This is a genomic window from Citricoccus sp., assembly GCF_035445025.1.
Classification (GTDB): domain Bacteria; phylum Actinomycetota; class Actinomycetes; order Actinomycetales; family Micrococcaceae; genus Citricoccus.
Genome location: NZ_DAOMPX010000025.1, coordinates 23015 through 45303, shown reverse-complemented (window position 1 = coordinate 45303; position 22289 = coordinate 23015). Strand labels below are relative to the sequence as shown.

The 22289-nt window shown below is 70.9% G+C and carries 20 protein-coding genes; 11 read left to right on the top strand and 9 right to left on the bottom strand.

What is annotated here, in order from left to right; genetic code table 11:
• A partial coding sequence (locus PLJ28_RS09635) for an amino acid permease (protein WP_324590071.1) occupies positions 1-869 on the top strand: 869 nt, incomplete at its 5' end.
• A 71-nt stretch (positions 870-940) separates the two neighbouring features.
• Here the strand turns inward: PLJ28_RS09635 and PLJ28_RS09630 are convergent.
• The 6 genes from PLJ28_RS09630 to PLJ28_RS09605 all read right to left on the bottom strand — a co-directional run bounded on the left by PLJ28_RS09630 (position 941) and on the right by PLJ28_RS09605 (position 6770).
• The gene (locus PLJ28_RS09630; protein ID WP_183529292.1) at positions 941-1240 is read right to left on the bottom strand and encodes a hypothetical protein; all 300 of its coding nucleotides are present in this window, start codon (positions 1238-1240) and stop codon (positions 941-943) included.
• Between the two features lie 112 nt (positions 1241-1352).
• A complete protein-coding gene (locus PLJ28_RS09625) occupies positions 1353-2456 on the bottom strand; it encodes an FAD-dependent oxidoreductase (protein WP_183529290.1) in 1104 nt (367 codons plus the stop codon).
• 4 nt (positions 2457-2460) lie between these two features.
• Positions 2461-3597, bottom strand: coding sequence for a serine hydrolase domain-containing protein (locus PLJ28_RS09620; protein WP_221243808.1), 1137 nt, complete (start codon positions 3595-3597; stop codon positions 2461-2463).
• 133 nt (positions 3598-3730) lie between these two features.
• Entirely contained in the window at positions 3731-4939 is a 1209-nt protein-coding gene (locus tag PLJ28_RS09615; RefSeq protein WP_298042144.1) for an MFS transporter, read from the bottom strand.
• A 132-nt stretch (positions 4940-5071) separates the two neighbouring features.
• Positions 5072-6115 (bottom strand): ABC transporter substrate-binding protein, encoded by a 1044-nt coding sequence (locus PLJ28_RS09610; protein WP_183529285.1) that lies wholly within the window; start codon positions 6113-6115, stop codon positions 5072-5074.
• Positions 6116-6284: 169 nt separating this feature from the next.
• Positions 6285-6770 carry a MarR family winged helix-turn-helix transcriptional regulator gene (locus tag PLJ28_RS09605; protein WP_183529283.1) on the bottom strand — a complete coding sequence of 162 codons (486 nt, stop codon included), beginning with the start codon at positions 6768-6770 and terminating at the stop codon, positions 6285-6287.
• A 48-nt stretch (positions 6771-6818) separates the two neighbouring features.
• On the opposite strand from PLJ28_RS09605, the gene dhaL reads away from it, so the two are divergent.
• Positions 6819-8540: a dihydroxyacetone kinase subunit DhaL gene (gene dhaL, locus PLJ28_RS09600; RefSeq protein WP_298042148.1), complete on the top strand. Its 1722-nt coding sequence runs from the start codon at positions 6819-6821 to the stop codon at positions 8538-8540.
• A 40-nt stretch (positions 8541-8580) separates the two neighbouring features.
• On the opposite strand, the gene PLJ28_RS09595 is transcribed toward dhaL, so the two are convergent.
• Both PLJ28_RS09595 and PLJ28_RS09590 read right to left on the bottom strand, forming a co-directional pair.
• Complete coding sequence (locus tag PLJ28_RS09595; RefSeq protein WP_183529279.1) at positions 8581-9780, bottom strand: cytochrome P450; 1200 nt, start codon at positions 9778-9780, stop codon at positions 8581-8583.
• Between the two features lie 70 nt (positions 9781-9850).
• On the bottom strand, positions 9851-10846 hold the full coding sequence (locus tag PLJ28_RS09590) for a LysR family transcriptional regulator (protein ID WP_183529277.1): 996 nt from the start codon (positions 10844-10846) through the stop codon (positions 9851-9853).
• Between the two features lie 151 nt (positions 10847-10997).
• On the opposite strand from PLJ28_RS09590, the gene PLJ28_RS09585 reads away from it, so the two are divergent.
• Together PLJ28_RS09585 and PLJ28_RS09580 are read left to right on the top strand one after the other, a co-directional pair.
• A complete protein-coding gene (locus PLJ28_RS09585; protein ID WP_324590070.1) occupies positions 10998-11327 on the top strand; it encodes a 2Fe-2S iron-sulfur cluster-binding protein in 330 nt (109 codons plus the stop codon).
• A 3-nt stretch (positions 11328-11330) separates the two neighbouring features.
• Complete coding sequence (locus PLJ28_RS09580; RefSeq protein ID WP_324590069.1) at positions 11331-12659, top strand: NAD(P)/FAD-dependent oxidoreductase; 1329 nt, start codon at positions 11331-11333, stop codon at positions 12657-12659.
• Positions 12660-12925: 266 nt separating this feature from the next.
• Here PLJ28_RS09580 and PLJ28_RS09575 read toward each other — a convergent pair whose 3' ends face one another.
• Positions 12926-14455, bottom strand: a complete 1530-nt coding sequence (locus PLJ28_RS09575) for an aldehyde dehydrogenase family protein (protein ID WP_324590068.1) — start codon at positions 14453-14455, stop codon at positions 12926-12928.
• A 370-nt stretch (positions 14456-14825) separates the two neighbouring features.
• Between PLJ28_RS09575 and PLJ28_RS09570 the strand changes: the two genes are divergently transcribed.
• From PLJ28_RS09570 to PLJ28_RS09540, 7 genes are all read left to right on the top strand, one after another.
• A complete protein-coding gene (locus PLJ28_RS09570) occupies positions 14826-15689 on the top strand; it encodes a transketolase (RefSeq protein ID WP_183529271.1) in 864 nt (287 codons plus the stop codon).
• On the top strand, positions 15686-16684 hold the full coding sequence (locus PLJ28_RS09565) for a transketolase family protein (RefSeq protein WP_298042164.1): 999 nt from the start codon (positions 15686-15688) through the stop codon (positions 16682-16684). The genes PLJ28_RS09570 and PLJ28_RS09565 overlap by 4 nt, the downstream gene beginning before the upstream one ends.
• On the top strand, positions 16681-17820 hold the full coding sequence (locus PLJ28_RS09560) for a zinc-dependent alcohol dehydrogenase (protein ID WP_298042167.1): 1140 nt from the start codon (positions 16681-16683) through the stop codon (positions 17818-17820). The genes PLJ28_RS09565 and PLJ28_RS09560 overlap by 4 nt, the downstream gene beginning before the upstream one ends.
• Positions 17817-19349 carry a sugar ABC transporter ATP-binding protein gene (locus tag PLJ28_RS09555; protein WP_324590067.1) on the top strand — a complete coding sequence of 511 codons (1533 nt, stop codon included), beginning with the start codon at positions 17817-17819 and terminating at the stop codon, positions 19347-19349. Before PLJ28_RS09560 ends, PLJ28_RS09555 begins: the two co-directional genes overlap by 4 nt.
• A 1-nt stretch (position 19350) precedes the next feature.
• Entirely contained in the window at positions 19351-20337 is a 987-nt protein-coding gene (locus PLJ28_RS09550) for an ABC transporter permease (protein WP_298042171.1), read from the top strand.
• Positions 20338-20411: 74 nt separating this feature from the next.
• Positions 20412-21404, top strand: a complete 993-nt coding sequence (locus PLJ28_RS09545; protein WP_183529263.1) for a sugar ABC transporter substrate-binding protein — start codon at positions 20412-20414, stop codon at positions 21402-21404.
• 38 nt (positions 21405-21442) lie between these two features.
• Positions 21443-22288 carry an SDR family NAD(P)-dependent oxidoreductase gene (locus tag PLJ28_RS09540; RefSeq protein WP_324590066.1) on the top strand — a complete coding sequence of 282 codons (846 nt, stop codon included), beginning with the start codon at positions 21443-21445 and terminating at the stop codon, positions 22286-22288.
• The last annotated feature ends 1 nt before the right edge of the window (position 22289 follow it).

Sequence of the window (22289 nt, the reverse complement as noted above, 5' to 3'; positions counted from 1 at the left end):
TGGGCTTCGTCGCCGGGTTCCAGATCGCCGTCTTCGCCTTCGTCGGCATCGAGCTCGTGGGGACCGCGGCCGCCGAGACCAAGGACCCGGAGAAGAACCTGCCCCGGGCGATCAACTCCATCCCGATCCGCATCCTGCTGTTCTACGTCGGCGCGCTGATCATCTTCATGGCCGTCCGGCCCTGGACCACCTACAGCGCCGACGAGTCTCCCTTCGTGGCCATGTTCGCCCTGGCCGGACTGGCCGGTGCCGCCGGCGTGGTGAACTTCATCGTGCTGACCTCCGCCGCCTCCTCGGCCAACGCCGGCATCTACTCCACGTCCCGCATGGTCTACGGCCTGGCGCAGACCGGCGAGGCACCCCGGCAGTTCGGCCGGCTCTCCAAGCGGCACGTGCCGCGCAACGCCCTGCTGTTCTCCTGCGTGTTCCTGCTCGGGGGCGTGGTCCTGCTCTATGCCGGAGCCGGCGTGTCGGAGGCCTTCACCCTGGTCACGACGATCTCCGCGCTGTGCTTCATGTTCGTGTGGTCCATCATCATGGTCAGCTACATCGTGTACCGGTTCCGCCGCCCCCACCTGCACCAGGCGAGCTCGTTCAAGATGCCGGGGGCATCGTTCATGCCCTTCGTGGTGCTGGCGTTCTTCGGCTTCGTGATCTGGGCCCTGACCACCCAGCCGGACACCCTGGCCGCGCTGCTCTTCACGCCTATATGGTTCATCGCCCTGGGCATCGGGTACCTCGTCCTGCGCCGCAACCCCAAGCACGGCGAGCTGCGCGCCGAGCACGACGCCAAGGTCATGCTGGAGAAGGAGCACCGGGAGGCCTTCCTGAAGGAGCAGGCCACGCGGGAACCCACCCCGATGCGCTGAGCCCGCACGACGGCCCGCGACGGCCGGCGGAGACCGAACGCCCCCGGGACGCCCCCGGGGGCGTTCGGCCGTCAGTCCTCGGGACCCGGTTCCAGGCGCCGGGCCAGGGCCCGCATCTCGGCGGCGCTGTCCAGGGCCTGCCGGGCCGCGCTGAACCCGGCCTCCTCCAGGGCCCTGGCCTCCGCCTCCATGCGATCGGCCTGCTCGTAGAGGGCGACGGCGGCCAGGGTGCGTTCACGCCGGTCCAGCTGGCCGCGCCGCTCGATCGCGGCCCTCTCCTCCCGGACGTCGCGCATGCTCGACCACGTCAGCAGCGAGGCGCCCACGGCGACGAACAGGATCAGCAGAAGGACCACGAGCGCGGGAAACATCGGCCTCTTTCGTCCGCAGGGCACAGGGACGCCTCCAGTGTCCCGCTCCGGGCGCTCTCGCAACAGGGGAGGCGTCACCGAACCCAGGGACGCACGCCACGCGGGACAGGGCTCAGCCGCGCAGCGTCACCAGGGTGCCCAACGCCCGCACGGCCAGGTCCCGGGCCCCGGTGTGGCGGGTCCGGTTGCTGACCCGGGCCATCAGTGCCGAGGCCCGCACGATCCGCTGGGTCGGTGCGCGCCGGGCGGTGTCATAGCGGCGCAGGCCCTCGGCGACGGTCTGGGCGTCCACCAGGGACTCGGCCAGCACCAGTCCGTCGGTCAGCGCCTCCCCACCCCCGCGGCCCAGGTGCGGCAGCATCGCGTGCGCGGCGTCGCCCACCAGCACCGTGCCGGCCGAGACGTAGGAGGGCATCGGTTGCGACCACTTCAGCCGGCGGCGGTCGATCGACGCGGGGGAGACGGCGTCGAGCACCCGTTGCACGCCGGCGTGCCAGCCGGCGAACTCCCGGCGCAGCACGGTCAGCGGGTCCTGGGCCCGGGAGCCGGCCCGCTCCAGCGGCAGGCACGCGTACCAGTTGGTGCCGCCGCCGGGGAACGGGCTGGTCCCGAACAGCAGTTCCGCACCCCACGTCTCGTCGGCGCCCCCGCTGGGCACCGGAGCCACGCCGCGGAAGGCGACCAGGCCGGCGTCGGACACGCGGGCTGCCGGGAACGCCGCGGCGCGCACGGCGCTGTTGATCCCGTCCGCGCCCACGACGACGTCCGCCGGCGGGGCGGGGGCGTCAGGGCCCACGGGGGTGGAGAAGCGCACGGTGCCCTTGGGCAGCCCGGCGAGCAGTGCCTCGAGGAGGGTCATCCGCGGGACCAGGTGCAGGCCGGGGCCCCGGCCGCGGAGACTGACCTGGGCCAGGACGGTGCCGTCGGGACGCAGGATCCGGCCGCCGGAGACGCCGCTGGAGATCCCGTCGGTCGCCTCGCCGGAGGTCCCGACGCCGGGGCCCGCCGGGCCGCTGCCGGCCGCCGGGGCCAGCCGCTCGGCGACGCCGAGGGAGACCAGGGTGCGCCAGGCGCCGGGCCAGATGCCCAGCTGGGTCCCGGCCGTGGAGAGGGACCGTTCGCGTTCCAGGACGGTGACGTGCCACCCGGCGTGGTGCAGGGCGGTGGCGGTGGCCAGTCCGGCGATGCCCGCGCCGACGATCGTGGCGGTGTTCATGCGCTCAGTGTGGCAGTCCCGGACCCGCCGCCAGTCCGTGCACCGCCTGGAACACGGCGCCCATCCTCGCGTCTGCCTCGACCTGGCTGAGGAAGATGACGATCGTGCCGTCCGGATCGATGAGGAAGGTCGTGCCCTGGCCGCCGGACCAGCCCAGGCGCCCGGGATGGTCCCCGGAGGTCTCCACGGAGATGCCGTATCCCCACCCGGTCGTGTCCCAGAACCCGGTGATCATGCTCTCGGGGGTCTTGGCCTGCGGGGCCACCTGGTCGCGGGTCATCTCGGCCACGAGCGCGGCGTCCAGGAACCGGTGTCCCGCATGCCGTCCACCGTCGGCGAGCATGCGCGCGAACCGCAGGTAGTCCCGGGCCGTGGAGACGAGCTCGCCGTGGGCGGTGTCGAAGGCCGGCTCGCCCACGTAGAAACCCCCGCCGAGCGGTTCGGTCTCCCGCAGCTCCCCGTCCACGCGGCGGAAGGCGGCCGGCAGGCGGGAGGCCTTCTCCGGCGGCACCCACAGGGAGGTGTCCTCCATCCCCAGGGGTGAGAAGAGCACGCGGTCCAGGTGGTCCTGGAGTGCCACGCCGGCCATCCGCTGCAGCAGGATGCCGAGCACGCTGAAGCCGTGGTGGTAGCGGAAGCCCTCCCCGGGCTGGTGCGCCAGCGGCAGGGTGGCCAGGCACCGCAGCCATTCGTCGGCGCCCACGTCCACCGTCTGGTCCGGGCTGGCGGAGACCCCCAGGTCCACCATGCGCCGGGCCAGGGGAGAGTCCGTCATCTCCATGCCGTAACCGCCGCCGTTGACCAGCAGGTCCCGCACGGTGATCTCGCGGTCCGCGGGCACGACGTCGGACAGCTCGGCATCGTGGGCCCGCAGCACCGTGCGCTCGGCCAGTTCGGGCAGCCACCGCAGGACGGGGTCCTCCAGGGAGAGCTCGCCCTCCTGCACCGCGATGAGGGTCGCCGCGGCGGTGAGGGGCTTGGTCATGGACTGGATGCGCATGAGCGCATCCGGGCGCATGGGTGGGCCGTCCTCGGCCATGGATCCGGCGCACACCACCGTGGAGCCCTCCCAGGATGTGCCGGCGCCGCTGACGACGAGGAGGGCCCCGGGCACCGTTCCGTCCTCGACGAGCCGTTGCAGGAACTCCTCGAGGGGTGCGGCGGTCCCGGCCGTGTCGGTGGTCCCGGTTATGGTCTCCTCCGTCCCCGCGCGCTTTTGACGTGCGCTCCGCGTCCGAGGAGCGTACCGACCGCCGCGGACGGGCCGGAAGGCCTCAGGGCGAGCGCAGGTGCGCTCGCCGCCCGGCCACGGCGGCCACCACGAGCACCGCGGCGACGGAAGCGGTGACGCCGAACAGCCCGGACCACTGGCCCGCGTCCGCGAAGGGACCGGCGGCCAGGGTGCCCACGGCGCTGCCGGCGAACAGGGAGGCGGCGAACAACGCGACGGCGGTGCCGCGCAGGGCGGGCAGCACCTCGGTGGCCCAGGCCTGCAGGGAGGTGTGCAGCAGCGCCCACGTCCAGCCGAGCAGCAGCGCGGCGGCCACCACAGTGCCCACCGAGACGTGGACGGCGACGGCGGCGTACCCGGCCACCAGCCCCGCCCCGCCGAGGGCCATGATCACCGGCCGGGACAGGCGCCGGGCCAACGGGCGGACGAGCCGGCTCGAGACCAGGGTGGACAGGCCGTAGCTGGCCACGGCCAGTCCGGCGGTGGTCGCGTCCAGGCCCTGGTCCTGCAGGGCGGGGGCGAGCAGGGTGAGGATGCCGAGCACCACGGCGCCCTCGGTGAACACCAGGACCATGATCAGCAGCATCCACCGGTCGGACAGCGCCGTGGTGATCGCGCGCCACAGCCCGGTGGGTTCCGCGAGGCCGGGGTCGGGCCGGCCGCGCAGGGCGAGCAGGCAGAACAGGGCGAGCACGGGCGGGATCGCGAACATCAGCCGCCAGCCCACGGTCTCGCCGATGAAGCCGGCCGCGGCGGTGGCCAGCGCGGTGCCGACGGCGACCGCGGACATGTTGTCCGCCAGCGCGCCGTGCCGGTGCGGGCCGGGGACGGTGTCCCCGATGTACGTGATGGCGGTGGGGATGATCCCGCCGAAGAAGACCCCGGTCAGGGCGCGGGCCACGATCAGCAGGGCGAGGTTCGGCGCCAGGGCCGAGAGGATCCCGGTGACCGCGGCGCCGAGCAGCGCCACGCGCATCAACCGCATCCGGCCGAACCGGTCGGACAGGGTGCCCCACACCGGTTGCGTGAACCCGTAGGCCAGGAAGTAGACGCCGGCCACCGCCAGGGCCTGGGCGAGGGAGGCGCCCAGGTCCGTGGCGAGCACGACCAGCAGCGGGGAGACCGCGAAGCGGTCGAAGCTGGAGGTGAAGGAGGCCAGGGCGACGCCGGCCGGCGGCCGGATGGGGCGGGGGCCGGCGTCGTGGTCCGCCGGGACGGGCTGCGGTGCGGAGCGCGGAAGGGGAGGGGTCACAACAGGCCAAGGTACGCGATGGCCGTTCGGGCACCTCGCAGGACCTCGTCCCGGCGTTGACCACGCTCTACCAACAGGGCTGGTTCTCCTTCGACGAGCTCGTGCAGTTCCATGGCTTCGACCAGGTGGGGCCTACTCCTGCACGTCCACCACGAGTCCCTCCAGGCCCTTGTCCGCATCGGCGATGATCCCGGCCTCCTCGGTGGCCTGGGCGCCGCGTTCCATGGCCTGGTCCGGGAAACCCCAGCCGAACTTCGTCAGGATCATCGTCTTCGCCGTGGCCGGATCGATCTCCGTGAAGTTGGACAGCTCGGTGCGGAACTCCTCCGGGTTCTCGGTGGCGTACTCCTGGGATCTCTTGACGACCTCAACGAAATCCTTGACGAACTGGGGGTCCTCCGCCCACTTCTGCTCCGAGGTGAGGTAGACCGCCGTCACGAACTCGGGGTCCACGTCGATGTACGGGTCGGCGATCAATCGGTGGCCGGCATCCTTGGCGTTGCCGAGGAAGGGCTCCGAGGTCGAGATGGCGTCCACGTCGCCGCGTTCCATGGCCGGTTGCATGTCCGGCAGCGGGAGCTCCAGGAAGTTCACCGTGTCCGGGTCGCCACCAGCCTTCTTGACGGACTGCCTGATGGCCGCCTCGTGCAGGCCCTTCACGGCGTTCACCGCCACGGACCTGCCCTCCAGGTCCCCGGCGTCCTCGATCGTGGAGTCCTCGGGGACGACGATGCCCCCGTGGTCTGCTCCGGGCTCACCCGTGGTCCGCCCGCCCTCGGCGACGGCGATGACGGGCAGGCCCTTCTCCCGGGCCTGGAAGGCATTGACGCTGCCGGTGTAGACGACGTCGTACTGATCCTGCAGCAGGGCCGGGATGGAGACCGAGCTGCCCGGGGTGAACTGGATGTCGATCGTCATCCCCTTCTCGGCGAAGAAGCCCTTCTCCTCGCCCAGATAGATGGCCGCCACGTCGACCACGGGGACGGCGGCCACGTGGACGGTCTGCAGGTCGCCGTCGGGGGTGTCCGATGAGCCGGCCTGGGAGGCGGTAGGAGCGTCCGCCCCGGCCGCGGCGCTGGAGGACGTCGCTGCCCCGGAGGGGCTGCCGGAACCGCAGCCGGTGAGCAACAGCATGGACGCGGCCACCGTGGCGAGCGCGACGTGGGTTCTCTTCATGGCTACCTGCCTTCAGGGTCACAGCAATGGGCGTCACAACTTGAGTTGCAATTGCAACGAGTGTCGCACCTCACATACGATTCGACAAGTACCCCTCACCGTGACGTCGGCTCCGCGGGCCTTGGCTGCGGGGGCGACGAGGAAGCCTGTTCAGGGAAGGAGGCGCAGTTCAGGAACCGTGCAGCGACGGCGGGTTGTTCATGAGCGGGATGTTCTCGTACATCCGGCGCAGGAACGACTGCAGTTGTGCCCGTTCCTCGGTGGTGAACCCGTGGACCATCAGGTCGGCCCGCTCGAGTGCGACGGGCAGGACCGCGTCATGGACCTCCGCGCCCTTGGCGGTCAGGTACAGGCGGCGGCGGGGGCCATCCTGCTCCCAGCAGATGAGGTCCTTGTCCCTCAGGCGCTGGAGCCGACGGCTGACCACCGACTTGTCCAGGGCGACCTGTTCCGAGACGTCCACCGCCTGGCACCCCGGGCGGTTGGACAGGGTGGACAGGATGGCGAAGTCCGGGGAGGTGACACCGAAGCGCTCGTTGTAGATGCGGGATCCACCCCAGACGTGGGCGTTGTCCACCAGGGACAGGTAGGCCGGGGTGAACGTCTCCCGGTCGATCGTGTGATCGAGAGGGGTGCGAATCGGTTCGGAGGGCATGTGGCCCATCCAACCACCAGTGAGAACCGTTCCAGACCGAAGGGCACCATGAAGAAGCTCATCAACAATCCGCGCTCCGTCGTCGTCGAGTCGCTGTCCGGGCTGGTGCGGTTGAACCCGCACCTGCGCCTCCTGGAGGGCACCCGGACCGTGGTGGACGCGGGGGCTGCCGGGCGTGGGACCGTGGCGGTCCTCTCCGGCGGCGGGGCGGGTCACGAACCGGCCCACGCCGGGTTCGTGGGTCCCGGCATGCTCACCGGGGCCGTGTCCGGCGAGGTGTTCACGTCACCTTCGGTGGACGACGTCCTCGTGGGAATCCGCGCCGTGGATTCCGGCGCCGGGGTCCTGCTCGTGGTCAAGAACTACACCGGGGACCGGTTGAACTTCGGTCTGGCGGCGGAGATCGCCCGTGCCGACGGCATCGACGTCCGGATGGTGGTCGTGGCCGACGACGTGGCACTGGGCGAGTCGGTGGACCATGCGGGTCACCGCGGGATCGCCGGCACGGTCCTCGTGCACAAGGTCGCCGGGGCGGCCGCCGCGGCGGGACTGGGCCTGGACGCCGTGGCCGACGCCGCGCAGAGGGCCTCTGGGGGCCTCGCCACCATGGGCGTGGCCCTCGGTTCGTGTACGGTCCCGGCAGCCGGCACGCCCAGTTTCGAGCTCGGCGGGGAGGAGGTCGAGTGGGGCCTCGGCATCCACGGTGAGCAGGGCGTGGAGCGGTCCGGGGTGTCCTCCGCCTCGGAAACCGTGGACCGCCTGCTGACGGCCTGCCTGGCCGCCGGGCGGGCGGCCGAGGGGCAGCCCGTGGCCCTGCTGGTCAACAACCTGGGCGGCAGCTCGGCCATGGAGGTGTCCGTGGTCACCGACGCCGCACTGTCCTGGCTCCAGGCCCGGGGCGTCACCGTGGCCAGGGCCTGGTCCGGGGCGTTCCTCACTGCCATGGAGATGCCCGGGGTCTCGCTGTCCGTGGTGGCCGTGGACGAGGACCTGCTGGGGTACCTGGACGCACCCGTCCGGACCGCTGCCTGGCCCACGGGATCGGGCGAGATCAACCCGTCCCCGAACCTCGCGGCACCGGTGGCGGAGTCCGCGGCCCGCGAGGGGGCGGAGCTGTCCGGTCCGGGGCGCTTCATCCTGGAGGCGGTCCTGGAGGCGCTCGAGCGTGCGGAACCCGAACTGACCGCCATGGACCAGCAGGTGGGCGACGGCGACCTCGGCCATAGCCTCGAGCGTGGCGCCCGGACGGTGCGTGAGGAGGGCGCGGCCCTGCCGGCCCGTCCGGACCGATTGTTGCGCCGGATCTCAGCACTGGCCCGCAGGAGCATCGGGGGCACGTCGGGACCCCTGTACGCGGTCTTCCTGCTCAAAGCCTCCGAGGCGCTGCACGGCATCGAGGAACCGCAGGCCGGGGACTGGGCCCGGGCGCTGACCCGGGGGCTGGAGGGGATCCAGGACCTCGGTGGGGCGAGGCCCGGGGACCGGACCATGCTGGATGCCCTGGCGCCGGCGGCCGGGGCCCTGGCCGATGCCGCCGACCAGCCGCTGGCGACGGCGCTCCGGGCGTCCGCGGAGGCTGCCCGGTCCGGGGCCGAGGCGACGGCGGACATGGCGCCGCGGATGGGTCGGTCCAGTTATGCGGGGGACCGGGTCAGGGGACACGTGGACCCGGGCGCCTGGGCCGTGCACCTCTGGCTGGCGGCCGCGGCGCAGGCCGCCGCGACGGTGGACGCGACGGTGGACGTGGAGCCCTCCGCGCGTCCCTCATGACCGCCCACCGGACCCGTCTATGGAGTCCGGTGGGTGCGGGTCACCTCAGCGTCGCGCGCATCGGGAGAGAGGTGTAACCGCGCAGCCAGTGGTTGACCTTCGGCACCGGTTCACCGGTGAGCTCGAAGGACCGGACTCGTGTGGCGAAGGCCCTCAGCAGGCTCTCGGCCTCCATCCGGGCCATCATCTGGCCCACGCACGCGTGGATCCCGTATCCGAAGGCCGCGTGGCCCCGGACGTCCCGGGTGATGTCGAACTCGGTGGGCCGGTCCCACGCGCGGGGATCCCGGTTGGCCGCGCTGACGCAGTTGATGACCTTCTGCTCCGGCTCGAGCACCACGCCGCCGAGCTCCGTGCGGATGCCCACCGTGCGACCGATGTAGGGGCTGGGGGCGTGATAGCGCAGGGTCTCCTCGAAGACTGCGCGAGCCTTCGACGGGTCCGCCGAGAAGGCCTCCCACGCCGCCGGGGTGCGGGACAGGGCCAGCAGGGCGTTGCCGATCCCGAGCATCGTGGTGTCCAGCCCCGCGGACAGGAAGGTGCGGACCAGCAGCCCGGCCGACTCCTCGGTGATCGTGCCCGCGTCGGCGGCGGCGAAGATCCTGCCGGCGAGCCTGGACTCGTCGATGTTCTCCCGGCGCATCTGCCAGTCGACGTACTCCTTCGCCTCGCTGGCCTGGGCCACGGCCTCCTCGTACAGGGCATCCTTCGGTCCCATGGCCTGGAAGTTGAGGTTGGCGTACGTCAGCAGGTGCTGCCGCCCCTCCGGTGCCAGCCCGACGGCGTCCGGCAGCACCCGGAGGGGGTACGCCTCTGCCAGGTCCGTGACGGCATCGAACTCACCGCGGCTGCAGACCTCGTCCACCACGTCGAAGGCGGCGGCCTGGAACTCCTCCTGGAGCTGCTTCACCACCTTCAGGGACAGCACGGAGTTCATGACCTTGCGGGTCACGGTGTGCTGGGGCCGGTCCTGTTCCAGGATCGCGCTCGCGGTACGCCAGTTCTGTTCCCGCGCGGTATTGGTCAGCCCGGTGCCGTGGGAGGAGATGAAGACCTCGTGGTTCTCGAAGATCTCCTGCACCAGTTCGGCCCGTCCCGTGGCCCAGACGCCGTGGGACTCCAGCCACACCAGGGGGCCGGCCTCCCGAATGACGTCCTCCACGGGGAAGGGGTCCTTCAGCGAGGCGACGGAGAACGGGTCCACGTCCAGGGTCGGGGTGCCTCCCGCGATGGCGGTCATGGGTCTTCTCTTTCAGCCGGGCGATCACTTCAAGTTGCAATTGCAACTCAGTGTTGCACGGCTCACTCCGTCAGGCAACGTCTTCGGGCTCCGTGGGAGCCGCGTCCGCTCGCAGGAGCGTCGTCGCGGCCTCACGCCGGGTGGCGATCGCCTGGATGCGGGGCTCGAGGGAGGCGTGCAGGAAGTTCACCAGTTCGGTGACGCGGCGTGGCGGGCGGCGGCGTTCCGCCGGGGCGAGCCAGGTCATGTACACCGTGACCCGTTCCGCGTCGACGAGGGGGATCTCCACGACCTCGTGACCGTCCACGGTCCACGGTGAGGCGTCGGGTTGGACGAGGACGGAGATACCGAGCCCCTTGCCGACCAGTGCCCGGGTCAGCGGCAGGGACGAGGTCACCCAGGCGATCCTCGGGTCGTTCTCCGTCAGTTCCAGGACGCGCCGGGTGTTGAGCATGCTCGGGGCATCGCCGAGCAGGATCAGCGGTTCCTCGGCGATGTCGGCCTTCGTCAGTTCCTGCCGGCCCGCCAACCGGTGCCCTGCCGGGAGCAGGACATGGGTGGGCCGGGTGAGCACCGGTTGGTGGCTGATGCCCTCGGGTGTCTCCAGAAGGTAGGTGAAACCCACGTCGATGGTCCCCGCCGTCAGGCCCGCCAGGAGGTCTGCGTGTCGCACCTCCTCGAAGGACAGCTCCACACCGGGATGTTCCGCCGCGAAGTCCCCCAGGATCGTCGGCAGGATGTAGGGCGCCAGGGTCTGGTAGATGCCCACGGTGAGGGGACCGCGCAGGTGGCCGTCCCTCTCCTGCAGGACGCGGCCGGCCTCGTCTGCCGCCCGCAGGATGGCGCGGGCCTCACGATGCAGTTGACGCCCGGCCGCCGTCGGCCACACGCCGTGGGCCCTGCGGCGGACCAGCAGGTGCTGGCCGATCTGCCGCTCGAGCTCGTCGACGGCGGCGGACACCGACGACTGGGCCGTCGTCAGCTCCCGTGCGGCCGCGGACAGCGAACCGGCGCGGACGACGGCGTCGAAGACCTCGAGCTGTCGCAGGGTGAAGGGGAGGGGCACGGTCATCCTTTATCGACTCAACCGATGATGATTCCCTGATCTTTCCTGTTGTCGCGATGTGCTGTCCAGCGGACGATGGAGCGAAAGGCCCATCAATCCCCGCGGCCGCCCGTGCACTGCCCGGACGGGTCCGCGCACTCCAGGAGGCGGCATGCCCACCATCACGTATCACCAGGCCGACGGCCAGACCCAGGTCATCGAGCTGGAGAAGCCGGCCCGCATCATGCAGGCGGCCTTGAGGAACGATGTGCCCGGGATCGTGGGGGAGTGCGGCGGCCAGGCGATGTGCGCCACCTGTCACGTCTACGTCCACGAGGACTACGTGGACGCGCTCCCGGAGATCGGGGAGGACGAGGAGGAGATGCTCGAGGTCACGGCCGCCGAGCGCGATGCCCGGCGTAGCCGGCTGGGGTGCCAGATCGAGGTCGGCACCCCTGGCCTGGAGTGTATTGAGGTCGACGTTCCTGACGAGCAGGTCTGAGCCGTGACCGAGACGCTGAACGGACACGTGAACGAGACCTCCTCGACCGCCCCCCGGGTCGACACCGCTGCGGACACCCCCGGTGTGGTCATCATCGGCGGTGGCCAGGCCGGCCTGCAGGCCGCGGCGTCGCTGCGGGACGAGGGGTTCGAAGGCTCGGTGACGATCGTGGCGGAGGAGCCGGGACTGCCCTATCAGCGGCCGCCGCTGTCCAAGGACTACCTCAAGCCCCGCCCGGAGGGTACGCCGGCGGAGCCGTTGCCGCTGCGTGGCCCGGGGTTCTGCGCGGAGCGGGGGATCACCCTGCTCGCCGGGGTCACCGCCACGGCCGTGGACCGGGTGACCAAGACCGTGCACATGGCGGACGGCACCGAGCTGCGCTACCAGTCCCTGGTGTTCGCCACCGGTGCCCGCAACCGTCAGTTGACCACGCCGGGCGTTGAGCTGCCGGGGATTCACGGGCTGCGCACCGTGGCCGATGCCCAGGCCCTGGGGGCAGCCCTGGGCGCCGCGCGGGACGTCGTGGTGATCGGCGCCGGGTTCATCGGCCTGGAGTTCGCGACGGCGGCCCTGGAGCGCGGCTGTCACGTCACCGTCCTGGAGTTCGCCCCGCGTCCGATGGGCCGGGCGCTCACCCCCGTGCTCGGGGACTGGTTCGCCGGCGCGCACCGGGGCCTGGGTATCGACCTGCGGCTGGGGGAGGGCATCGAGTCCTTCGAGGCCGGGGGCGATGGCCGGGTGGCCGTCGCCGTCTCGACCACGGGGGACCGGTACCCGGCCGACCTGGTGGTGGCCGGCGTCGGGGTCCAGCCCAACGACGGGCTGGCGGCGGCGGCCGGGCTGGAGACCGACAACGGGATCGTGGTCGATGCACACCTGCGCACCCGGGACCGGGATGCGTACGCGATCGGGGACTGTGCGAACTTCCCCTGCGTGCAGGCCGGGAGCCCGTTCAGGCTGGAGTCGGTGCAGAACGCCACCGACCAGGCCCGGCACGTGGCCCGGGTCATCCTCGGCGAGGAGAGCCCGTACACCGAACTGCCGTGGTTCTGGTCCACCCAGGGGCCGTTCCGGCTGCAGATGGCCAACATCGTCCGCCCGGACGACGAGACCCTGGTGGTCGGGGACCCCGAGGCCGCGACGTTCTCGGTGTTCTGTTTCCGGGACGGGATCCTGGCCGCGGTGGAGTCGGTGAACATGCCCGGTGACCACCTCGCGGCCCGCAAGATCCTCGCCCGGGGCATCACGATCACCCGTGAGCAGGCCCTGGCCGAGGGATTCAGCCTCCGGGCCGCCTGGAAGGAACACGCCACCGCACCGGTTCCCGCCTGAGCCCCGGATGCGGGCACCTGGTCATGAGCACCCCGAGGCCCGGACGCGGTACGGCATCGTGTACCCATCCGTCATCACTGAGAGGACTGGTCCGGGCGGGTGCGCAAGGTGCGATGTCCTCTCAGCGATGACAGAGGCTTCATCGGGAAGCCGAGAGAACGCTCCGGGTACGTTTCGCTGCTCTGGCACACACGGCGGCGCCGGCCACTGCCCCCGGCGAGGGGTGATGACCGGCGCCGCACGTGTGTGCCGTAGGGCCTCTGGCCTCAGGCGGCCGGCGGGGCCTCGTCCGCGTCCGGGGCAGGGCCGCCGGCCTTGAGGAGCCCGAGGGCGTGCGGTTCCTGGAAGTTGCGGAGTCCGATGGTGCCCATCTCGCGGCCGATGCCGGACTGCTTGATGCCGCCGAAGGGGGCGCGCTGGTCCAGCAGGGCCGGCCCGTGGGTGTTGTGGAAGACGTAGCCGGCCTGCAACCGGGACCCCACCTCGCGGGCGGTCTGCTCGTCCGCGGTCCACACCGAGTTGCACAGGCCGTACTGCGTGTCGTTGACCATCCGGATGCCGTCCTCGACGTCCTCGAAGGTGATGATCGGGATGGTCGGGCCGAACTGCTCCTCGGTGACCACGCGCAGGGAGGGGTCCGGGTCCAGGACGAGCGAGGGGGGCATGAAGTTGCCCTCCGCCCAGTCGCCCCCGGGCAGCTGCCCGAACTCACGGACGTCGGCGCCGGCGTCCTTGGCCTCCTGGACCAGCTCGGTGACGAACTGCAGCTGGGCCCTCTGGTGGAACGGGCCCATGGTGGTGGCCGGGTCCGAGGCCGGCCCGATCTGCACCTGCTCCAGGCGCCGGGTGAGCTCGGCGACCAACTCGTCCCGCTTGGAGGAGTGGACGTAGATGCGCTTGGCGTTCATGCACACCTGGCCCGTGGTGCCGAAGATCCCCATGAACAGCAGGTCCAGGCCCTGCTCGGTGAACTCGGCGTCGGGCAGGATCAGCACCGCGTCGTTGCCGCCCAGCTCCAGGGTGACATTGGTCAGGGACTCGGCGGCCATGGCCATGATGCGCTTGCCGCCGCGCACGGAGCCGGTGAAGCAGACCTTGGCCACGTCCTCGTTGGAGACCAGGGCCTCGCCGATCTCGGCGTCCTCGCCGGTGACCACGTTGAGCACCCCGGCCGGCAACCGCTCGGCCATGCGCTGCACGGCGCGGGTGGTGGCCAGCGGGCAGGAGGGCGGCGGCTTGACCACCACGGTGTTCCCGGCCATCAGGGCGTAGGGCAGCGAGGCGCCGAGGATGGCGATGGGCCAGTTGAACGGGACGATGATGGTCACCACGCCCATGGGCTTGTGGGAGACGAGCACCTCGGTGGGCGGGCCGGGCAGGGTCTCGACGGCGTCGACCTCCTCGACCAGGCCGCAGGCGAGCTCGGTGCGCTGGACCAGTCCCATCAGGTCGAAGGTGGACTCGCCGACGACCTTGCCGTTCTCGGCGGACAGGATCGCGGCCTCGGTCTCGGAGTCCTGCATGATCGCGTCCGCGGCCCCGGCCAGGTGTGCCGCGCGTTCTTCGGCGGAGAGACCGGCCCAGGCCGGGAAGGCGGCCTTCGCCGCGGCCACGGCCTCCAGGGCCTGCTCCCGGGTGGCGGCGGCGGCCTCGCCGACCACCTCGGACGGACGGGCCGGGTTGGTGATCGTCAGCGTGCGCTCCGCCGGATGCTCCCGGCCGCCGTAGAACAGCGGGGTGCGGACCGGGGCCTCGGTCGATGCCGCGGGATGAGGGCTGGTGCTGGTGTCGGTCATGGCGCCTCTTTCGGGACAGGAATAGGCAGGGGGACTGGCGATAAACGAATAGTTACTGATCAGAACCGGGATTCCTCATGAGACAACGTCCCGGCGGAGCGGTGTGCGCAGGCAGCGGCTAAATCACTCTCTCGATAGTGAACCAAGGTGAGCTGGGTCACGTCAAGGGCGCACGGCCGGGAGTGGCGCGCTCGGCGGAGGCGCTCGTGAAGAAGCGTGTGAACCCGCAGGTCGGAGCGCTGTCGAAGAGATTGCGCAGAATTGAGTGAATTGCCCCTTGTCTCCGAAGTGTGCGACCCGTAGTCTCCTCGGTGACATAAATCACGTTTCAGCGATGTCGCTGGAATATCGAATTCCCTTGGGGGATCAAATGCCACAGACGATCACTCGTCCTGCTCTCAGCGTCACCGAACTCGAAGACAAGGCGTATGAGCTGCGGGAGAAATTGCTTCTTCTCTGCGGAGAATACGACGGTGCCGTCCACATCGGAGGAGACCTTTCCTCGGCGGACATATTCACGTTGTTGTTCCAGTACGGCATGCACGTCGACCCGCAGGACCTGCGGAACCCGGAGCGCGACCGGTTCGTGCTGAGCAAGGGCCATGCCGCCGTCTGCATGTACATCGCCATGGCCATCCGCGGCTTCTTCGACTACGAGGAGATCGTCCGGACCTACGGCCGGCTCGACTCCGCCTACGGCATGCACCCCTGCAAGGTGCAGCTGCCGGGGGTGGAGGTCTCCACCGGCTCCCTGGGCCACGGCCTGCCGCTGGCCACCGGGATGGCCCTGCACGGGCGGCGCAACGCCATGGCGCACCGGGTCTTCACCCTGATGGGGGACGGCGAGACCGGGGAGGGGTCCGTGTGGGAGGCCGCCCTGGCCGCGCGCAGCAACGACCTGGGCAACCTCGTGGCCTTCATCGACCGCAACCGCCAGCTGATGACCAGCTTCTCCGAGGAGCGCGTGAGGCTCGAGCCGTACCCGGACAAGTGGCGGGCCTTCGGCTGGAACGTGATCGAGGTCGACGGGCATGACATGGGCGCACTGGTCGAGGCCTTCGACGCCCTCCCGGACCCGGACTCGGACACCCCCACGGTGGTCATCTGCGAGACCGTCAAGGGCAAGGGCGTGGACTTCATGGAGCGGAACCTGGCCTGGCATGCCGGCTCGCTCAACGACAAGGACCTGCAGCGGGCCCTGGCCTCGCTGGCCGACGGACGAAAGGCGGCATGACCATGGCGGCCACCACCGAACAGATAACCTCGTTCACCTTCGGGGACCTGCTCTCCTCGCGCACGGTCATCGGCCAGACGCTCAAGGAGCTCGGGCAGGACCATGACAACCTGTGGGTGCTCACCCCGGACATCGGGGCCACCCTCGTGGAGTTCCGGGACACCTACCCGGACCGGTTCGTGGACGTCGGGCTGTCCGAGCAGGCCTGCGTCGGCATCGCGGCGGGCCTGGCCGCGGAGGGCAACATCCCCGTGGTCTCCGGCATGCTCCCGTTCCTGAGCATGCGCGCCCTCGAACAGGTGCGCTCGGACATCTGCTATCCCAACCTGCCGGTGAAGATCGTCGGCACGCACGGCGGCCTCGTCGGCAACGGCGGCTCCACGCACTACGCCGTGGAGGACCTGGGCCTGATGACCTCCCTGGTGAACATGACCGTCACCTCCATCGGCGACCCGCTCATGGTCGGCGAGGTGCTGCGCCAGTCCATGGACATGACCGGCCCCCTGTACATCCGCCTCGCCGTCGGCAAGAAGGACAAGGTGGTCTACGAGCCCGGCAGCGTGCGGATCGAGATCGGCAAGGGCATCACGGCCCGGGAGGGTGGCGACCTGACGATCTTCGCCCACGGTGAGACCGTGTCCCAGGCCCTGGAGGCGGCCGAGGTCCTCGCCGCCGAGCACGGGCTCGACGCCCGCGTGGTGGACATGTTCACCCTCAAGCCGATCGACGAGGACCTCGTCCTGCGCTGCGCAGAGGAGACGGGCCGGTTCGTGGTGGTCGAGGACCACCTGGCCTACGGCGGCCTGGCCTCGCGGATCTCCGACGTCCTCGTGGACCGCGGTGTCCGGCTCGAGGGCTTCCGGCGGCTCGGCATCCCGCAGGTGTTCGCCGGCTTCGGTGAGGACACCGAGCTGCGGGACAAGCACGGCTACGGCCTGACGGCCACGGTGGACGCGGCCCTCGCGGTCGCCGGCGCGAAGGGCGGGGCGTCATGACCACCACCTCGAGCATGACCGCCGCCGCCGGGGCGGCCACCGCGCCGCGGGAGGTGGAGACGGTCGCCGTCACGAGGATCGGCAGCCTGCGGGATCCCGACGCCGGCCGGCGCGGGGAGATCGGCGTCGTCGCCTTCCCCGCGGACGAGGTCGGCCCGGAGGACGTGCGCATCACCGTCGCCTACGCGGCGATCTGCGGTTCGGACCCCCACCTGGCCGAGGGGTTCTTCGGCACCGAGGTGCCGATCGGACTGGGCCACGAGATCTCCGGCGTCATCGCCGAGATCGGTTCCGCGGTGCGCCGCACGGACCTGGCCGTGGGGGACCGGGTGTCCGGCAACTTCATCCGGTTCTGCGGGACCTGCCCGCCCTGCCAGGACGGACGCCAGCAGTTCTGCAAGAACCTCGGCGAGTACAACCGCCCGGGCATGGCCCGATCGGTCGTCTGGCACGAGTCCCAGGTCTACCGGCTGCCGGACGGGGTCTCGCTGCTGAAGGGCTGCCTGCTGGAGCCGACGTCGGTGGCCGTGCGGATCGCGGACAAGACCCGGATCCGCCCGGGGGACCGCGTGGCGATCTGCGGGGGCGGGCCGATCGGCCAGCTGGCGCTGCAGCTGATGCACCGCTACGGGGCCACCTCGCTGACGATGATCGAGCCGATCGCCGAGCGGCGCGAGCTCGCCGGGCGCTTCGGGGCGCGCCACGTGGTCGACCCGACCGCCGAGTCCCTCCCCGAGCGCGCCCGGGAGATCACCGCGGGGGCGGGTTTCGACGTCGTGATCGACGCCTCGGGCTCCCGCCACGCGGTGGCCGGGCTCCTGGACATCGCCGCACCGGGCGGGACGGTGGTCTACGGGGCCATGTACCCCGAGGACTACGAGCTGCCCCTGAACCTCTCCGACCACCTGTACCGCAAGGAGCTCACCCTGACCGGGGTGTTCGTCTCCCCGTACACGTTCCCCCGGGCCGTGCGCCTGCTGGACGAACTGGACCTGGACCCCTTCCTGGAGTCCGTGATCGATCTCGAGCAGGCCGCCGAGGCCTTCCAGGTGCACCTGAGCGGCCGGTACCCGAAGGTCGTCATCCGCTGCAACGACCTCGCCGACCCCTCCGACGACCAGGTGGAGGGCCGATGAGCACCGCCACGGCAGACCCCGTCGTCCCCCAGGCGGAGCGACTGGCCCTGCGCGCGGAGGGGATCTCCAAGCACTTCGAGGGCGTCGCCGCGCTCACGGAGGCCCGCCTGGAGGTCCGGCCCGGGGAGATCCACGCCCTGCTCGGCGAGAACGGGGCCGGCAAGTCCACGCTGATCAAGGTCCTGACCGGGGTGCACCAGCCCGACGACGGCCGGATCGAGTCCGCCGGTGAGGAGGTCCGGTTCTCCGGGGTCCGGGACGCCCACCACTCCGGCGTGGTCGCCCTGTACCAGGAGACCTCGATCGTGCCGACCATCAGCGTCGCCGAGAACATCCTGCTGGGCGAACGGACCCCGAGCTCCGGCGGCCTCATCAGCTGGAACCGGCTCTACCGGGAGGCCCGCCGGCAGTTGGACCGCCTCAACCAGGGGCACATCCCGTTGCGCCGGCTGGCCGGGCGGCTCTCCCCGGTGCAGCAGACCATGGTCTCGGTGGCCCGGGCCCTGGCCGCGGACGCCCGCGTGCTGATCCTCGACGAGCCGACCGCCGCCCTGACGGACACCGAGATCAGGGACCTCTTCGCCGTACTCCGCGCCCTGCGCGCGGACGGCGTCGGGATCGTCTACGTCTCCCACCGCCTCGAGGAGGTCTTCGAGCTCTGCGACCGCGTGACCATCATGCGCAACGGTCAGACCATCGTGACCAGGGACGTGGCGGAGATGACGATCGACGAGGTCATCTCCACCATGGTCGGCCGCTCGGCCGAGGACCTGTTCCCCGAGCGGGGCACGGCCACGGACCGCGTGGTCCTCGAGGTGACCGGGCTGCACGGGAACAAGGTGAAGGACCTGTCCTTCTCGGCCCACGCGGGTGAGGTGCTCGGCATCGGCGGGCTGGCCGGCTCCGGCCGCAGCGAGCTGATGCGGTTGCTCGCCGGAGACCAGAGGCGCACGGAAGGAACCATCGCCGTGGAGGGCCGGGAGCTTGCCGGTTCGCGGGGCGTGGGCCGGGCCCTGGAGCACGGCATCGCCCTGGTGCCGGAGGAACGGCGCAGCCAGGGCGTCTCGCTGGGGGCCACGATCCAGGACAACATCGCCATCGCGAACCTCTCCCGGGTCAGCAACGCCGGGTGGGTCTCCGCCAGCGGCATCGCCAAGCTGGCCCGCGAGGGCATCGCCGACCTGCGCATCAAGACCCGCGGTCCGCGCCAGCAGGTCGGCCTGCTCTCCGGCGGGAACCAGCAGAAGGTCGTCCTGGCCAAGATGCTGGCCCGCCATCCGAGGGTCCTGCTCCTGGACGAACCCACGCGAGGCATCGACGTGGGGACCAAGGCGGAGATCTACCGGCTCATCCGCGCCCTCGCGGCGGCCGGCACCACCATCATCGCGGTGAGCTCCGAACTGCCCGAACTCATCGGGCTGTCCGACCGGATCCTCATCATGCACGAGGGGCGGGTCTCCGGAGAGGTGCCCGCAGCGGGCGCCGACGAGGAACTCCTCCTCTCCTATTGCTATGGAAGGAAGGCCTGAGATGGCCCAGACCACTGACACCGTCCCCGCCGTCGAGGTCCCGCAGGACAAGACGCAGATGTCCCAGATGCTGTGGCAGGGCGGGACGATCATCGCCCTGGTCGCGCTCATCGTCGTCTTCGGCATCCTGCGCCCCGCCGCGTTCCTGAGCTTCGGGAACATGACGAACATCCTCGCCCAGGTGGCCATCCTGACGATCATCGCCGCGGCCCAGACGGTCGTGATGGTCACCGGCCACTTCGACCTGTCCGTGGGTACCACGGCCACGCTCGCGGGCGCCACGGCGTCCGCACTGATGATCAACGGGATGCCCGTCTCCATGGCGATCGTCGTGGGCGTCCTCGTCGGGACCCTGGTCGGCATCGTCAACGGGATCCTCGTCGCCTACCTGGGGATCTCGGCGATCGTGGCGACGCTGGCCACGATGACCACGGTGGGCGGGCTGGCGTTCATCGTCACGGACGGCACCACGCTGTACGGCATGCCCGAGTCCTTCAACTGGATCGGCCAGACCCGTCTCGCCGGCATCCCGATGCCCGTGTTCTTCGCCCTGATCGTGGCCGCCGTCATCTGGGTCATCCTCCGGTACACCACGGTGGGCCGGCGCTGGTACGCCGTGGGCGGCAACTCCGAGGTGGCCAGGCTGTCCGGCGTGAACGTCCGCCTCAACGTCCTGCTGGCCTTCACCGTCGCCGGTTTCGCCTCGGCCCTGGGCGGCATCATCCTGGTCAGCCGGCTCTCCAGCGCCAGCTCCACCAGCGCCAACGACTACATGATGCTCGCGGTCGCGGCGGCCTTCCTCGGCATGACCCTGCTGAAGTCCGGGCAGGCCAACATCGGCGGCACCCTCGTGGGCGTCGGCATCATCGGCGTCCTGCAGAACGGCCTGAACATCGTGGGCGTCAACACCTACATCCAGCAGGTCCTCACCGGCATCATCATCATCGCCGCGGTGCTCATGTCCTCGCTGAAGTCCAAGAACGCCTGACCGGGCCCCTCCCCATCCCCATCCCCACCCCTCACCGGCCGCCCCCGCGCGGCCCCATCCCCACGGAGAACACCATGCGTACCCGACTGACGATCACTGCAGGACTCCTCGCCGCCGGCCTGCTGGCGCTGACCGGATGCTCCGACGACCCCAACGCCGCTGCCGGCACCGGCGGCGCCGCTGACGACGGCGTCTTCAAGGTCGCCGCCTTCACCGCCGGCTACGGCACCCCGGGCGGCAAGCTGACCCTCGACAAGTTCGTCGAGGAGGGCAAGGCCAAGGGCTGGGACGTCACCCTGTACACCAGCGATTTCGACTACGACAAGATCAACTCGGACATGCAGTCCGCCATCACCCAGGGGGCGGACGTCATCCTGGCCGGGTTCCCCGACCCCCGGCAGATCGCCCCGCTCGTCAACGCCGCCGAGGGCGCCGAGATCCCGATCTTCTCGATCGACGGCGGCGTGGAGCCCAACGAGGACTTCGTGGAGGACGTGACCTTCGACCAGGACCAGCTCGCCGAACTCACGGTGGGCGCCCTGGACGAGGCCATGGGCGGTCTGCAGGGCAAGGACGTCATGGTCATCGGCCATGACCCGCACATCGGGATCATGACCCGCAGCAACCTGGCCATGGACATGCTCGAGGAGGCCGGCGCCAACATCGCCGGCGGCGAGATGAAGCAGGCACTGAACCCGGCCACCTCCCAGGAGGAGGCCCTGAAGTTCGTCACCGACTTCCTCCAGGCCAACCCGGAGGGCCTGGACGGCGTCTGGGTCGGCTGGGACCACGCCGCCCTCGGCGCCGCGCAGGCCATCAGCGAGGCCGGCCGGGACGACATCTACGTCACCGGGGTGGACGCCCTCGGCGTGGCCGTCGAGGAGATCAAGAAGGACGGGCCGTTCTACGCCTCCGTGCACCAGGACTGGTTCTCCGTGGTGGACCGCGTGGTGGAGGACATCGAGGCCTACCGCGCCGACGGCACCCTGCCGCAGGAGAACTTCGTGGAGGTCGAGGGCGAGCTGATCGACCGTGGCAACGCGGACGACTTCACCCCGTCCATGTGAACCCCGCCAACCACCACCACCGACGAGAAAGGCCTCTCATGACCACCACTGACCAGGGCTCACGCCCCGCCACCGGGACCGACCGGATCCTCGAGCTGTTCTCGATGCACGACGACGTCGTCGTGGTCACCGGAGCCTCGAGCGGCATCGGGCGGGCGGCCGCCGAGATCTACGCGGACGCGGGCGCCACGGTGGTCGTGCTGGGCCGGGACCAGTCCCGGCTGGACGAGGTCCGGGAGGCGATCACCGCCACCGGGGGGACCGCCCACGCCTACGCGGCCGACCTGGCCGAGGCCGGGGCCTTCGAACAGGTCCTGGAGCGGGTCGTGGCCGAGGTGGGCCGGCCGACCGTGGTGGTGGCCAATGCCGGCATCGCCGGGGGCGGCAGCTACCGGACCGAGGAGGGAGCCATCGGCCGGTACACGGACGAGGAGTGGCGCAACGTGGTGGCCACCAACCTCCACGGCACGTTCGAGACCGTCCGGGCCGCGGCCCGCGTGCTGCCCGACGGCGGCCGGATCCTGGTGACGTCCTCCACCGCGGGACTGCGGACGGACCCCATGGTCTCCTACGCCTACGGGGCCACGAAGGCCGGGATCATCAACCTGGCCCGTCAGGCGGCACTGGAACTGGCCCCGCGGGGCATCCGCGTGAACGTGATCGCCCCCGGCCCCTTCAAGGGGACCCGGATCGGCGGGGACGCCGTCCTGGACGAGGCCGGGGAGCGGATGTGGGAGGAGACCATCCCGCTGGCCCGCATGGGCACCATGGGGGAGATCCAGGCCCCGATGCTGTTCCTCGTGGCCCCCGGCAACTCCTTCGTCACCGGCGCCGTCCTGGCCGTGGACGGCGGGGCGCTGGCCCTGTCCCACACCATGTTCTGAT